Source organism: Lactobacillus sp. WILCCON 0059 (genome assembly GCF_057197985.1).
The window spans coordinates 1,735,923-1,747,944 of the sequence record NZ_JBUBHN010000001.1 but is presented as its reverse complement, the minus strand read 5'-3'; the positions used below and the strand labels follow the sequence as shown (position 1 = coordinate 1,747,944).

Below are 12,022 nucleotides of genomic sequence, written 5' to 3'. Positions count from 1 at the left end.
AGGTTACAATATTGGTTGGGCAATGTTCGACCTCCGAAGCGTGTCAGGACCGGAAGGTAGCAGCACTAAGGTCGCTTGGGCATGTGCCCTTTATTTAGCAATTAACAGGCTCTTAGCTCTTCGGGGCTAGGAGCTTTTTCATTACGGGGAGAATGTATGGCTTATCAAGCTTTGTATCGCAAATGGCGCCCGCGCACCTTTGATGATGTGGTTGGGCAGGAAGCCATTACCGATACCCTCAAGAATTCACTTATCCGGGGCAAGGTCTCGCATGCCTTTCTTTTCGCCGGCCCGCGGGGGACGGGGAAGACCTCATGCGCCAAGATTTTTGCCAAGGCCTTGAACTGTCTGAACCTGCAAGAGGGCGAGCCCTGCAACGAGTGCAGCAACTGCCTGGCCGCAGACAAGGGGGCAATGCCGGACATCATCGAAATGGACGCGGCCTCAAACAACAGCGTTGACGAAATCCGCGACCTTTTAGACAAGGTCCACTATGCCCCAACTGAAGGCAAGTACAAGGTTTACATCATCGACGAAGTCCACATGCTGTCGATTTCGGCCTTCAACGCCCTTTTGAAGACTTTGGAAGAGCCGCCGGCCAGCGTCGTCTTCATTTTGGCGACAACTGAACTGCAGAAGGTGCCGGCCACCATCATCTCCAGAACCCAGCGCTACAACTTCAAGCGCTTCTCTAACGAGGCCATGGTCAAGCGGATGGAATACATCCTGGGCCAGGAAGGGGTCGAATACGAGGACAAGGCCTTAAAGGTCATCGCCCAGGTCGCTGACGGGGGGATGCGGGACGCCTTGAGTATTTTGGACCAGCTTCTTTCTTTTGAAAAAAGCTCAGTCCGCTACGAAGACGCCCTGGAGGTCACCGGCTTTGCCGCCCAGGAGCAAATTGAAAAGCTCCTTTTGGCCCTCTTAAACGGGGACAGCCAGCAGGCTCTGGACTTGGCCAAATCCGCCATTCAGGACGGGGCCAGTGCCCAGAACATCTTAAACGAAATCATCAGCCTGGCCGTCCAGGCCATGCTTTATGGCAAAACGGGGCAGGGGGAATTCCTGACGGAAGACTTTGCCCAGGAAATTGCCCAGCAAGGCCCAGGCCGCTTCAGTCAGATTATTGACCAGGCTAATGACGCCCTGGGCAGCCTCCGCTTTACCAACCAGCAGCAGATTCCTTTGGAGGTCTTTTTAGTCCAGGCCAGCCAGAAGCGGCAAAATAGCCAGGCAGGCCAGCAAGCCGCAACGCCTTCAGCCAGTGACCCGGCCTTAGAGCGGCAGGTCAAAGTCTTGAAAGAACAAGTCCACCAGCTAACCCAGCAGGTCCAGCAGTTGAGTCAGCGGCCAAGCCAGGGCTTCAGTCCCCGCCATGTCTTCCAGCTCAACCAGCAGCTCTACACGCAAAAGGGCGGGGCAACTGAAGTGGCCCAGCAGGCAGCTGAAAGGCAGCAACAAGCTGAAAATCTGCAGGCCGAGATCACCAGCAGCAAGGAAGAGATCTACGCGGTCTTAAGCCAGGCCACCAAGCCCGGCTTAGCCGAGGCCCGCAACCTCTGGGACCGGGACTTGCCAAGCATGCTGGCCGAACCAGCCAAGACGGTCTTGGGCTTTTTGCAGCCGATCGCGGCCAGCGACCGGGCAGTTCTTTTGTCCAGCCAGTCACGGGCCTGGCAGCTGGCCACAAATCCGCAGGAATTTTTAGCAACGCTGAAAGCTGACCTGGAGCAATTGACCAAGGAGAGCTGGACCATCGCCATCGTTGATGAAAAAGCATGGCCGAAGATCCGCCAGGACTTCATCAAAGAACACGCTAGCCAGCTTCGGGCCAAGGCCCAGCCGGCCCCGGCAGAAGAAGCAGCTCCTGAGCCGCCTTTGCCGGACCAGGCTCCGCCGGAAGATGATGCGGTCGTAAGCAAGGCAGAAGAACTTTTTGGCTCTCTGGCCCAGATCAAGGACTAATATTCGCCAAAAAACTTTTTTCGCGTTAAAATTAAGCAGATAAAAACGAAACAAAAAGGAGATTTTTTTCATGAGCAAGAGACCAGCTTTCCCAGGAATGGGCGGCATGAACATGCAGCAGATGATGAAGCAAGCCAAGAAGCTGCAGGAACAAATGGCCCAGGAACAGGAAAACATCACGACCCAGGAATTCACCGGCAAGGCAGCTGATGACATGGTAGTCGCCACTTTTACCGGCGACCGGACTTTAAAGAGCTTGTCCATCAAGCCGGAAGCTATTGACCCGGATGACCCGGACATGCTGGAAGATCTGGTCATCGACGCCGTCAACAAGGGCTTGAAGCAGATCGACCAGGCAACCCAGCAGAGCCTGGGCAAGTACACGAAAGGCTTGATGTAATTTGCAATACCCACTGCCAATTGCCCGCTTGATCGATTCCTTCATGAAACTGCCGGGCATCGGTGAAAAGACGGCGACCCGCCTGGCCTTTTACGCCATGGACATGCCTAAAGAAGACGTGGACGAATTCGCTCAGTCTTTAGTTGACGTTAAGGAAAAACTGCGTCAGTGCTCAATCTGCGGCAACATCACCGAGCAGGACCCTTGCGCCATCTGCAGCAATCCTGCCCGGGACCGGTCAACCATCATGGTGGTTGAAGAAGCCAAGGACGTGATGGCCTTTGAAAACATGGGCGAATATGACGGCCTCTACCATGTCCTGCACGGGGTCTTGTCCCCGATGGACGGGATCGGGCCGGAGCAGATCAATATCAAGTCCTTGATCGTCCGCCTGCAGAAAAACGATGACGCCAAAGAAGTCATCCTGGCCCTTAATTCCACCCCTGAAGGGGAGTCAACGGCCATGTACATCTCCCGCTTGATCAAGCCGGCTGGCCTTAAGGTCACCCGCCTGGCCGCGGGGCTGGCGGTCGGCTCAGACATTGAGTACGCCAACTTGATCACTTTGAAGCGGGCAGTTCAAGGAAGAACGGAGCTATAGCATGAATAAGCACAGCGACAAAATCAAGCAAGCAGAAGATGAGAAGCTGATGGCTTTGGTGGAAAAGCTGCAGCAGGAAATCAGCCTCAGCAAGGGCCTGGACAACACGACCCTGGACATGTCTGACGACAATATCGTGGCGGACAAGATTTTAAGAGCTGAGTATGCCTTTTTATACGATGAGGCTCGCTACCGCCATGCTTCATATACCGGCGTCACCAACGCCATTTCCCAATAGAAGCGTATTAATCCCTCAATTTCGGGGGATTATTTTTTTGCAATTTTTACCTACTAGATTTAGTGGGAAGTTAACTCTGTAAATACTAGCCTTAGTTCTGTAAAATAGATAGTTAGGAGGCAAGAACAAATGCAAGGTTACTTTATCACTTTTGAAGGTCCCGACGGCGCCGGCAAAACGACAGTGATCAATGAAGTCGTCAAGGCCATCAAGGGCCAGTGCAAGCGGGAGATTTTGGTAACGCGGGAGCCAGGCGGGTCAAAAATTGCTGAAAAAATCCGCGACATCATCCTGGACCCGGCCAACACCGAAATGAACGCCAAGACCGAGGCCCTGCTCTACGCGGCCAGCCGGTCCCAGCACGTCAGCGAGATCATCAATCCCGCTTTAAAGCGGGGAGACCTGGTCATCTCCGACCGCTTCGTCGACTCTTCTTTGGCCTACCAGGGCCAGGGGCGGGGACTGGGGATTGATGAAGTAGCCCAGATCAATGCCTTTGCCACCGGCCACTTGGAGCCGGACCTGACCATCTTTTTGGATTTGGACCCGGCCCAGGGCCTGGCCAGAATCGCCAAGGCCCGGTCAGGCAGTGAAGACCGGCTGGAACAAGAGAAGCTGGACTTCCATGAAAAGGTCTACCAGGGCTACCAGAAAGTCAATCAAAAACAACCGGACCGGATAAAAGTGGTCGACGCGAGTCAAGATTTGCCGCAAGTCGTGGCTGCAAGTGTTAAACTGGTGAAAAGCAGATTTCCAGAATTGTTTTAGGGGGGATCAAGATGAAACTGATCATTGCCATTGTCCAGTCTGAAGACGCCAAGCGCCTGCAGGCAGCTTTTGTCGACAACAATGTCGGCGCCACTAAACTGGCGTCAACGGGCGGCTTTTTGCGTGAAGGCAACACCACCTTCTTGCTTGGGGTGGAAGATGAAGACGTTGAAGACGTTTTAAAGCTGATCGAAGAGCATTCCCAAACCAGAGAAGAAACGATCAACCCTGGCCTGCACCCAGGCATTTCCTTCGAGCAGCCGATTGAACCGGTCAACATCACGGTCGGCGGCGCGACGGTCTTCGTCTTGCCGGTTGACCAGTTCCTCCACTTTTAATGCTGGATTTAAAGCAAATTGGCGGGGCCGAATCCCGGCAGCTCAAGCAAGCCCAGGACCGGGGGCAGCTGTCGCATGCCTACCTGCTCTTGTCAAGCGATGAGGGGGAAGCCTTAAACACTGCCTACTGGCTGATCTGCTACGTGAACTGCACGGGCGAAGAGAAGCCGGACGGAACCTGCCCGGCTTGCCGGCGGATTCTGGAAGGCAACCACCCGGACGTCTTTTTGATCGATACAGAAGAAAACAAGCAGTCGATCGCGATTGATCAGATCCGGCCACTTAAGCAGGAATTAGCCAAAAGCCCCTTGGAAGGCGACCGGCGCTACTTCGTGATCAACCATGCCCAGAAGCTGACCCTGCCGGCCGCAAACGCCCTGCTCAACCTGCTGGAAGAGCCAGCTGCTCCGGTAGTCACTTTTTTGATTGCCAATAATGGCGGGCAGATTCTGCCGACGATCAAGTCCAGGACTCAGATCATCAATTTCAGCCAGCAGGCAGCTTCCAGCAAAGACAGGCTCCTTTTGGCCAATGGCATGAGCCAGGAAGAAGTTGACCAGGTTAAAAGCAGCCAGGAGATCGACCAGGCGGTCAAATACTTTTACCAGGAACTCCGCGAGCATGACTCTTTGGCCATCGTGTCTGCCCACCAGCTGGCGGGCTTGGTTAAAAAGCAAAAGCAGGGGACCAAGGCCTGGGAAAAGTATGTCTGGATTTTGCTCAAGAAATGGGGCGAAAAGGACCTGGCAAAGGGTGACTACCAGGAAGCAGCAGATTTTTTGGCAGACTTAATGCAGGTTGACCGGATGCGGCAGAGCAATGTCGGCTTTTTGAACAATTTGGACTATTTGGCCTTAAAGTGGCAGCAGTAAAGGCAGGTAAGGAAAGTGGACCCATATACTAAATTGCAGCAGCTGCAGCAGCAGATGGAACGCATGCTTAAGAGCATGGACTCCCTGCAGCAGGAGGTGCTGGAGAGCTTGAAGGAAAATACCGAGCTCAAGGTTGAAAACCAGCTTTTGCGCGAGAAGCTGGACAAATTGACTGTTAAAGAACACGAAGGCAAGAGCCAGAGCGGGATGGCCATGCTCAAGCAGATCTACCAGTCTGGCTACCATATTTGCAACATGTACTACGGGACCCACCGTGATCCCAGCGCGGACTGCATGTTTTGCCTGGATATTTTGGATAATTTTGGAAAGAAGTCGGTGCACAAATAATGCAAACGCAACACAGCTACGCGGATGACCAGCAGGGCAAGCTCTATTTGGTGCCTACGCCCATCGGCAACCTGGAAGACATTACGATCCGGGCCAAGCGGATTCTGGAAGAGGCTGACTACATTGCCGCCGAAGACACCAGAACCAGCGGCATCATGCTGGACCGGCTGGGCATTCACAACAAAATGGTGGCCTTTCACAAGTTCAACTCAAAAGAAAAGGCGCCTGAACTGGTCAAGTTGATGCAGGATGGGGCCACAATCGCCGAGATCAGCGATGCCGGCATGCCGGTGATTTCCGATCCCGGCTATATTTTGGTCCAGGAATGCATTAAAAACAATGTTCCAGTCGTTCCCCTGCCAGGCCCGTCGGCTTTTGCCACGGCCTTGATCGCTTCCGGTTTTGACGGGCAGCCTTTTACCTACTACGGCTTTTTGCCCCGCAAGGCCAGCCAGCAGCGGCCATTTTTAGAAGAAATCAATGCTTCAAGAGCTACCTCAATTTTTTATGAGGCACCTCACCGGCTCTTGAAGACTCTGGAACAGATGGCGGAAGTAATTCCTGGCAGCCGGCAGATCGTCTGCGCCAGAGAACTGACCAAGATTCATGAAGAATTCGTCCGCGGCAGCTTGGAAGAAGTCATCCAGCACTTTAAGGAAGTTGATCCCAGAGGCGAGTTCGTCGTTTTGGTATCGCCAAATACGGAAGAAAAGACCCTGGACTGGACTGACCTGGTAGACATGGTAAAAGAACAGGTAGACCAGGGCGTTTCTAAAAAGGATGCCATCAAGCAGGTGGCCAAGAGCCAGGGAGTTTCTAAAAACGAGCTCTATGACCGCTATCACCAAGAGGGGGCAAAATGAGATATTACAAGGATTACCAGCTGGAATACGCTGACTGCGGGGAAAGCGGCCAGCTGAAATTGCCCAGAATGATCGACCTGATGATGGAAACGTCTGAAGGCCAGCTGGCGCCTACTTTAGGCGGAGCTGACGCTATGAAAAAGCGGGGAATGGGCTGGGTAGTCACCCAGTACGAATTTGAATTTACGGACCTGCCCCGGGCCAGGCAAAAGGTCAAGGTTTGGACTGAAGCGGTTGGCTACAACCGTTTTTTGTCCTACCGGGACTTCGGCATCGAGGACGAAGCAGGGAATGACCTGGTCATCGCCCACAGCCAGTGGATTTTGTTTGATTTACAGACCAGAAAGCTTTTGCCTAGCGATGAAAAAATCGCCGGGCAGCTGGGAGCACCCCTTTTGGCCAAGATGCCCCGCTTCAAGAAACTGCGGCCAAAAGAGGAATATTCAGACGAAAAGATCTACCGGGCCTACTACTATGACCTGGATTCCAACCACCACGTCAACAATGCCCACTACCTGGACTGGATCGTCGACAGTCTGCCGCGGGATTTTGTCAACAGCCATGAGCCAAAAGAGCTGGCCATTAAGTTTGAGAAGGAAATCAAATACGGCGATGAAGTTGCCTGCCAGGTTATGCAGGAAACAGAAGACAGCGCTGTCAAGACCTGTCACGCCATTACTAGGCAAGGTGAAGTTATGGCACTTTGTGAGGTAAACTGGCAAAAAATGTGTTTTAATAGAGACTGATTCAGTTGTTTTTGTTAAGCCATTTTTTAGGAGGACAGTCTTGTGAAAAGTGAATCAAAAGTAAGCAGCAAGCTGGAGCTGCGGGAGCTGGTCTTGCTGGCCATGGTTATCGCCATCAAGGTGGTTTTAGAGCAGTTTAAGGTTGGGGATGCTACCTTGCAGGTGGGCCTTGGCTTTATCGGCAGCGTCATGCTGGGCTACTTGTTCGGGCCTTGGTGGGGCTTTGCCGGCGGTGCCTTGAGCGACTTGGTATCATCCGCGATTTTTGGCAACCTGGGCGGCTTCTTTATTGGTTATACCTTGACCGCTGCTTTGGGGCCGATGATCTACGGTTTCTTCTTGTACAAAAAGCCCGTTCAAGTTTGGCGGGTCATTGCATCCGTGATCTGCGTCACTGTGATCTGCAACATCGGTTTGAACACCCTTTGGGTCAGCATGATGTATGGTGCCAACTTCATGACAGCCTTGTCCAGCCGGATCCTCAAGGAAATGATCACCCCGTGGATTCAGATGGTTGTGGTTTGGTTTGTCCTGGAAGCCTTATCCCGGGTCAAGCTGAGTAGAAAGTTTTAGGAAATAAAAGTTAGAGAATGAAGATTTTAAGCATTTCGACGGCAACGAGCGATTTGAGCGTTGCCTTGAATGAAGATGACCAAGTGGTCAGCGAAAAGATCGAGGAAAACCAGCGCAACCACAGCGTTGACCTTGATCCAGACATCGCCAGCCTGCTGAAAGAAAACGGTCTGGCGCTAAAAGATATCGACCGTTTCGCGGTAGCGATCGGGCCTGGTTCTTATACCGGCCTCAGAGTTGGTTTGACCACGGCTAAGATGTTTGCCAGCATTTTGAAGAAAGAGCTGGTCGGGGTCTCAACCTTGCAGGCTCTTGCTCAGAACTTTGCCGGTGAAGATGCCTTGGTTGTGGCGGCATTGGACGCCAGAAACAAGAACTTTTTTGCCGGGGCCTACCGGGGCCGGGAAGCAGTGCTTGCTGACGGCCACTACCACTTAAGTGAACTCTTAAAGCAAGTAGCGGCTCTGCCTGACCAAAAGGTAATTTTTGTCGGCAGCGACTTCAGCAAGTACCAGGAAGAAATCGCGGCAGGTCTGGCCGACAAGGACTTGCGCCTGGCTGAAGGGCAGGAAAACCTTCTGCATGCCAGTGCCATTGGCCGCCTGGCGGTAGATTCCCCGGTCCTTGATCCGGATCAGGCCGTGCCGAACTACTTGCGCCGGACGCAGGCTGAGTACGACTGGGCCAAGAAGACCGGCCAGGAATTTGAAGCAGACAGTGCATACGTAGAAGAAGTTTAGACTTATGGGACTATTCTTTAAAGCTGACCTGGTGCAGTTCGCCCCCCGGGCAATCAGCATCAGCGGCCATGAATACTGCTTAAAAAAAGCGGAGGCTGGCGAACTTGCCCGCCTCCTTTTGCTGGAAAAAGAAGTTTACGCCGGCCGCCTGCCCTGGGACGAGGAAGTTTTTGCTGAAGAGCTGCGCCGCCGGGATTCCCTCTACCTGCTTTTGCTTGAGGGTGAGTTTTTGGCCGGGGCCATCGGCTGCCGCTTCAGTTTATCTAAAGCCCACATTACCTTTTTGGCGGTGGTGCCCAAAGAGCAAGGGCAGGGGATCGGGAGCTACCTGGTGCAGACGGTTTTAGACCTGGCTAGGTCTGCCGACCTCAAGGCGGTTACTTTGGAAGTGCGGGTCGAAAACAGGAAGGCCCAGGAACTTTACCGCCGGCTTGGCTTTGAAGACAATTTTGTCCGCAAGAACTACTACAACAATGATGACCGTCCTGACAGCGACGGTTTGAACATGATCTGCCATCTAAGAAAGAAGAACTGACTGTGAAGGAAAAGAAAGACATTCGCATTTTAGCTTTTGAAAGCTCCTGTGACGAGACTTCGACTGCCGTGGTCAAGAACGGGTCAGAGATCGAAAGCTTGATTGTGGCCACCCAAATCAAGAGCCATGCCCGCTTCGGCGGGGTCGTGCCGGAAGTGGCCAGTCGCCACCATATCGAAGTGATTACCCAGATTACCCGGGAAGCCCTGGAAGAAGCCAAGGTCAGCTGGGAAGATTTGGACGCCATCGCCGTGACCCACGGCCCTGGCCTGGTCGGGGCACTTTTGATCGGGATCAACGCGGCCAAGGCGGCTTCCATGGCTACTGGCCTGCCGCTCATCGGGGTTGACCACATCATGGGCCACATTTCAGCTGCCCAGCTGGTTGAACCAATTGAGTACCCGGCCCTGGCCCTGCAGGTTTCCGGTGGCCACACTGAAATTGTTTTGCTGAAAGACCCGACCCACTTTGAAATCGTGGGCGACACCCGCGACGACGCGGCCGGGGAAGCTTATGACAAGATCGGCCGGGTCCTGGGGGTCAACTACCCGGCCGGCAAGACGATCGACCAGTGGGCTCACCAGGGCAAGGACACTTTTGGCTTCCCTAGAGCCATGATTGATGAAGACAATTACGACTTCTCTTTCTCAGGCCTGAAGAGTGCCTTTATCAATACCTGCCACCATGCTGATCAATTGGGGCAAGAATTGGATAAGTATGACCTGGCGGCCAGCTTCCAGGCGGCCGTGGTGGACGTTTTGGCTGAAAAGACCATGCGGGCCATCCGGCAGTACCAGCCGAAGACCTTCATCATGGGGGGCGGGGTTGCCGCCAACCTGGGCTTAAGAGAACGGATGAACAAGGAAATCGCCGCTTTGGAAAAGGCACCGAAGGTTGTCCTGCCGCCGCTTAAGCTCTGCGGGGACAACGCGGCCATGATCGGGGCTGCCGCTTACAACCAGTACCTGGCCGGCGACTTTGCCGACCTGACCTTGGACGCGGACCCGTCAATGGAACTGCCTTACGCCGAGGAATACAAGTAAAGAGCAAAATAAAATGCAGACAAAAAGCAAGTCCAGAAACGGACTTGCTTTTACTTTGTCTAAAATTAAAATTCTTCCAAGGCCAGGGAGGCATCTTCCCAGGCCTGGGTAACTTGGCTGATCTTTTCCTGGACAGCAGTCAAGTCTTCCTGCAGAGGCCCCAGCTTGCTGAAGTCGGCAGCGATAGCCGGGTCAGCCATGGCCTGCTGGATCTCTTGTTCCTTGGCCTCCAGCTTTTCCAGGTCTTTTTCCGCCTGGGCGACCTGCCGCTCCAGTTTCCGCTTTTCAGAGTCCCGCTTTTTCTGCTCCTGGTAGGAGAGCTTGTTTTCGCTGACTGCCTTGATGGTTGTCGTTTCTTCAGCAGCAGCTTCTTGGGCGGCGGCTTCTTCCTTGGCCTTTTCGTTCAAGTAGTAAGTGTAGTTGCCTTCATAGATCTTGGCGTGGCCGTCTTTAGCAACGACGATCTTGTTGGCTAGTTCGTTGATGAAGTAGCGGTCGTGGGAAACGAAGAGGAGGGTGCCGTCGTAATCGTCCAAAGCTTTTTCCAAAACTTCCTTGGCGTCCAGGTCCAAGTGGTTGGTTGGTTCGTCCATCAAAAGGAAGTTGTTGTGCTCCATGGACAAGACGGTCAGGGTCAAGCGGGCTCTTTGCCCCCCGGACAGCTGGCTGACCTGCTTGTCGATATCTTTGGCCGTGAACAAAAAGCTGGCCAGGATCGACCGGATGTCTTTTTCGTTCATGTCCTTGTGCCGGTCCCAAATGGTGTCGATCACGGTCTTAGAGTAGTCCAAGCCCTGCAGTTCCTGGTCATAGTAGCCAATGTCCAGGCTGGCCCCATACTTGATGGTCCCGCTCTTAACCGGCAGCTGCTTCATGACGGTCTTTAAAAGGGTGGACTTGCCGATCCCGTTTTGCCCAATGATGGCCACCCGGTCGCCCTTGTTGATCTGGAAGGAGATGTCTTTAAGCATGGTCTTGTCTGGATAGCCAACGGCCAGGTCCTTCAAGATCAAGACTTCCTTGCCGGATGGCCGGGCGCTGTCAAACTTGATCCGGACTTTTGACTTGTGCTTTGGCGGGTCGACCAGTTCCATCTTCTCCAGGGCCTTGCGCCGGCTTTGGGCCTGCTTGGTAGTGGAGGCGCGGACGATGTTCTTTTGGATGAACTCTTCCTCGCGCTTGATTTCTTCCTGCTGCTTTTCATAAGCGGCTTCCTGCTGCTGGTCGCGGAGTTCTCTCTGGGCTAAGTACTGGCTGTAGTTGCCTTTAAAGACAGTCAGCTGGCCATGCTGGAGTTCAAAAATCTGCGTGGCCAGGTGGTCTAAGAAGTACTGGTCGTGGGAAACCGTCAGGATGGCACCTGGATAGTTCTTAAGGAAGGCTTCCAGCCAGTCCAAAGTATCCAGGTCCAAGTAGTTGGTCGGTTCGTCCAAAAGCAGGAGCGGGGGCTTCTTCAAAAGCAGCTTGACGAAGCTGAGCCGGGTCTTTTCCCCGCCGGACAGGCTGGCAATCTGCTTATTCCAGGTCGCTTCCGGGAAGTTGAAGCCGTTGAGCATGCTCTTGATTTCGGCTTGATAAGTGTAGCCGCCGGCTTGTTCAAAATTGTACTGGGCCTGGTCCAGGCGGCGGAGAAGCTCCTCGTCTTCCGGGTGGTCGGCGATGGCATACTGCAGCTTTTCCAGCTGCTGGCCCTGGTCGATCAAGGGCTGGAAGACCGTCAGCATCTCTTCCCAGATCGACTTCTTTTCGTCAAAGTCGTGCTCCTGGGCGATGTAGCCGAGTTCGATCCCCTTGTTGACGGTAAATTCGCCCTGGCTGGCCTCCTGGCGGCCGGTCATGATCTTTAAAAGGGTCGTTTTCCCGGCCCCGTTTGGCCCGACCAGACCGATCCGGGCATTGTTTTCAATTGAAAAGTTAACCTTGCTGAATATAGGAGCAGCCCCAAAGCGTTGCTCCAAATTGTGTCCTTGTGCTATTATCATATTTTTTCAC

At 53.6% G+C, this 12,022-nt stretch carries 15 protein-coding genes and 1 other RNA gene; 15 read left to right on the top strand and 1 reads right to left on the bottom strand.

Features of this window, described 5'->3' with window-relative positions; all coding sequences use genetic code 11:
• Window positions 1–9 precede the first annotated feature (9 nt).
• The 15 genes from ffs (at window position 10) to tsaD (ending at window position 10,030) form a co-directional block, all read left to right on the top strand.
• Window positions 10–103: signal recognition particle sRNA small type (gene ffs, locus ACYVUT_RS08195), an RNA gene on the top strand.
• A 53-nt stretch (window positions 104–156) separates the two neighbouring features.
• Window positions 157–1,965, top strand: coding sequence for a DNA polymerase III subunit gamma/tau (dnaX, locus tag ACYVUT_RS08190; RefSeq protein ID WP_484501822.1), 1,809 nt, complete (start codon window positions 157–159; stop codon window positions 1,963–1,965).
• Window positions 1,966–2,035: 70 nt separating this feature from the next.
• Entirely contained in the window at window positions 2,036–2,365 is a 330-nt protein-coding gene (locus ACYVUT_RS08185; RefSeq protein ID WP_270449056.1) for a YbaB/EbfC family nucleoid-associated protein, read from the top strand.
• 1 nt (window position 2,366) lies between these two features.
• Window positions 2,367–2,966 carry a recombination mediator RecR gene (gene recR, locus ACYVUT_RS08180; protein WP_439775428.1) on the top strand — a complete coding sequence of 200 codons (600 nt, stop codon included), beginning with the start codon at window positions 2,367–2,369 and terminating at the stop codon, window positions 2,964–2,966.
• A gap of 1 nt (window position 2,967) precedes the next feature.
• Entirely contained in the window at window positions 2,968–3,204 is a 237-nt protein-coding gene (locus ACYVUT_RS08175) for a YaaL family protein (protein ID WP_439775427.1), read from the top strand.
• Window positions 3,205–3,333: 129 nt separating this feature from the next.
• Window positions 3,334–3,972 (top strand): dTMP kinase, encoded by a 639-nt coding sequence (gene tmk, locus ACYVUT_RS08170; protein WP_439775426.1) that lies wholly within the window; start codon window positions 3,334–3,336, stop codon window positions 3,970–3,972.
• Between the two features lie 11 nt (window positions 3,973–3,983).
• On the top strand, window positions 3,984–4,310 hold the full coding sequence (locus ACYVUT_RS08165) for a cyclic-di-AMP receptor (RefSeq protein ID WP_439775425.1): 327 nt from the start codon (window positions 3,984–3,986) through the stop codon (window positions 4,308–4,310).
• Entirely contained in the window at window positions 4,310–5,182 is an 873-nt protein-coding gene (locus tag ACYVUT_RS08160; RefSeq protein ID WP_484501821.1) for a DNA polymerase III subunit delta, read from the top strand. The genes ACYVUT_RS08165 and ACYVUT_RS08160 overlap by 1 nt, the downstream gene beginning before the upstream one ends.
• 15 nt (window positions 5,183–5,197) lie before the next feature.
• Window positions 5,198–5,530, top strand: a complete 333-nt coding sequence (gene yabA / locus ACYVUT_RS08155; RefSeq protein ID WP_050890498.1) for a DNA replication initiation control protein YabA — start codon at window positions 5,198–5,200, stop codon at window positions 5,528–5,530.
• A complete protein-coding gene (rsmI, locus tag ACYVUT_RS08150; RefSeq protein WP_439775423.1) occupies window positions 5,530–6,393 on the top strand; it encodes a 16S rRNA (cytidine(1402)-2'-O)-methyltransferase in 864 nt (287 codons plus the stop codon). Before yabA ends, rsmI begins: the two co-directional genes overlap by 1 nt.
• Window positions 6,390–7,139, top strand: a complete 750-nt coding sequence (locus ACYVUT_RS08145) for an acyl-[acyl-carrier-protein] thioesterase (protein WP_484501820.1) — start codon at window positions 6,390–6,392, stop codon at window positions 7,137–7,139. Before rsmI ends, ACYVUT_RS08145 begins: the two co-directional genes overlap by 4 nt.
• Before the next feature lie 42 nt (window positions 7,140–7,181).
• A complete protein-coding gene (locus tag ACYVUT_RS08140; RefSeq protein WP_439775421.1) occupies window positions 7,182–7,712 on the top strand; it encodes a folate family ECF transporter S component in 531 nt (176 codons plus the stop codon).
• A 17-nt stretch (window positions 7,713–7,729) separates the two neighbouring features.
• Window positions 7,730–8,452: a tRNA (adenosine(37)-N6)-threonylcarbamoyltransferase complex dimerization subunit type 1 TsaB gene (gene tsaB, locus ACYVUT_RS08135; RefSeq protein ID WP_484500591.1), complete on the top strand. Its 723-nt coding sequence runs from the start codon at window positions 7,730–7,732 to the stop codon at window positions 8,450–8,452.
• A 4-nt stretch (window positions 8,453–8,456) separates the two neighbouring features.
• Window positions 8,457–8,987 carry a ribosomal protein S18-alanine N-acetyltransferase gene (gene rimI, locus ACYVUT_RS08130; protein ID WP_484500590.1) on the top strand — a complete coding sequence of 177 codons (531 nt, stop codon included), beginning with the start codon at window positions 8,457–8,459 and terminating at the stop codon, window positions 8,985–8,987.
• A 2-nt stretch (window positions 8,988–8,989) separates the two neighbouring features.
• Window positions 8,990–10,030, top strand: coding sequence for a tRNA (adenosine(37)-N6)-threonylcarbamoyltransferase complex transferase subunit TsaD (tsaD, locus tag ACYVUT_RS08125; protein ID WP_484501819.1), 1,041 nt, complete (start codon window positions 8,990–8,992; stop codon window positions 10,028–10,030).
• Between the two features lie 65 nt (window positions 10,031–10,095).
• Here tsaD and ACYVUT_RS08120 read toward each other — a convergent pair whose 3' ends face one another.
• On the bottom strand, window positions 10,096–12,012 hold the full coding sequence (locus ACYVUT_RS08120; protein ID WP_484501818.1) for an ABC-F family ATP-binding cassette domain-containing protein: 1,917 nt from the start codon (window positions 12,010–12,012) through the stop codon (window positions 10,096–10,098).
• Window positions 12,013–12,022: the final 10 nt, after the last annotated feature.

Coding starts and splice junctions, on each gene's coding strand:
- ACYVUT_RS08145 (WP_484501820.1), top strand. CDS start 6,390: ATGAGATATTACAAGGATTACCAGCTGGAATACGCTGACTGCGGGGAA.
- ACYVUT_RS08185 (WP_270449056.1), top strand. CDS start 2,036: ATGAGCAAGAGACCAGCTTTCCCAGGAATGGGCGGCATGAACATGCAG.
- tsaB (WP_484500591.1), top strand. CDS start 7,730: ATGAAGATTTTAAGCATTTCGACGGCAACGAGCGATTTGAGCGTTGCC.
- rsmI (WP_439775423.1), top strand. CDS start 5,530: ATGCAAACGCAACACAGCTACGCGGATGACCAGCAGGGCAAGCTCTAT.
- ACYVUT_RS08165 (WP_439775425.1), top strand. CDS start 3,984: ATGAAACTGATCATTGCCATTGTCCAGTCTGAAGACGCCAAGCGCCTG.
- ACYVUT_RS08175 (WP_439775427.1), top strand. CDS start 2,968: ATGAATAAGCACAGCGACAAAATCAAGCAAGCAGAAGATGAGAAGCTG.
- rimI (WP_484500590.1), top strand. CDS start 8,457: ATGGGACTATTCTTTAAAGCTGACCTGGTGCAGTTCGCCCCCCGGGCA.
- tmk (WP_439775426.1), top strand. CDS start 3,334: ATGCAAGGTTACTTTATCACTTTTGAAGGTCCCGACGGCGCCGGCAAA.
- dnaX (WP_484501822.1), top strand. CDS start 157: ATGGCTTATCAAGCTTTGTATCGCAAATGGCGCCCGCGCACCTTTGAT.
- ACYVUT_RS08160 (WP_484501821.1), top strand. CDS start 4,310: ATGCTGGATTTAAAGCAAATTGGCGGGGCCGAATCCCGGCAGCTCAAG.
- ACYVUT_RS08120 (WP_484501818.1), bottom strand. CDS start 12,012: ATGATAATAGCACAAGGACACAATTTGGAGCAACGCTTTGGGGCTGCT.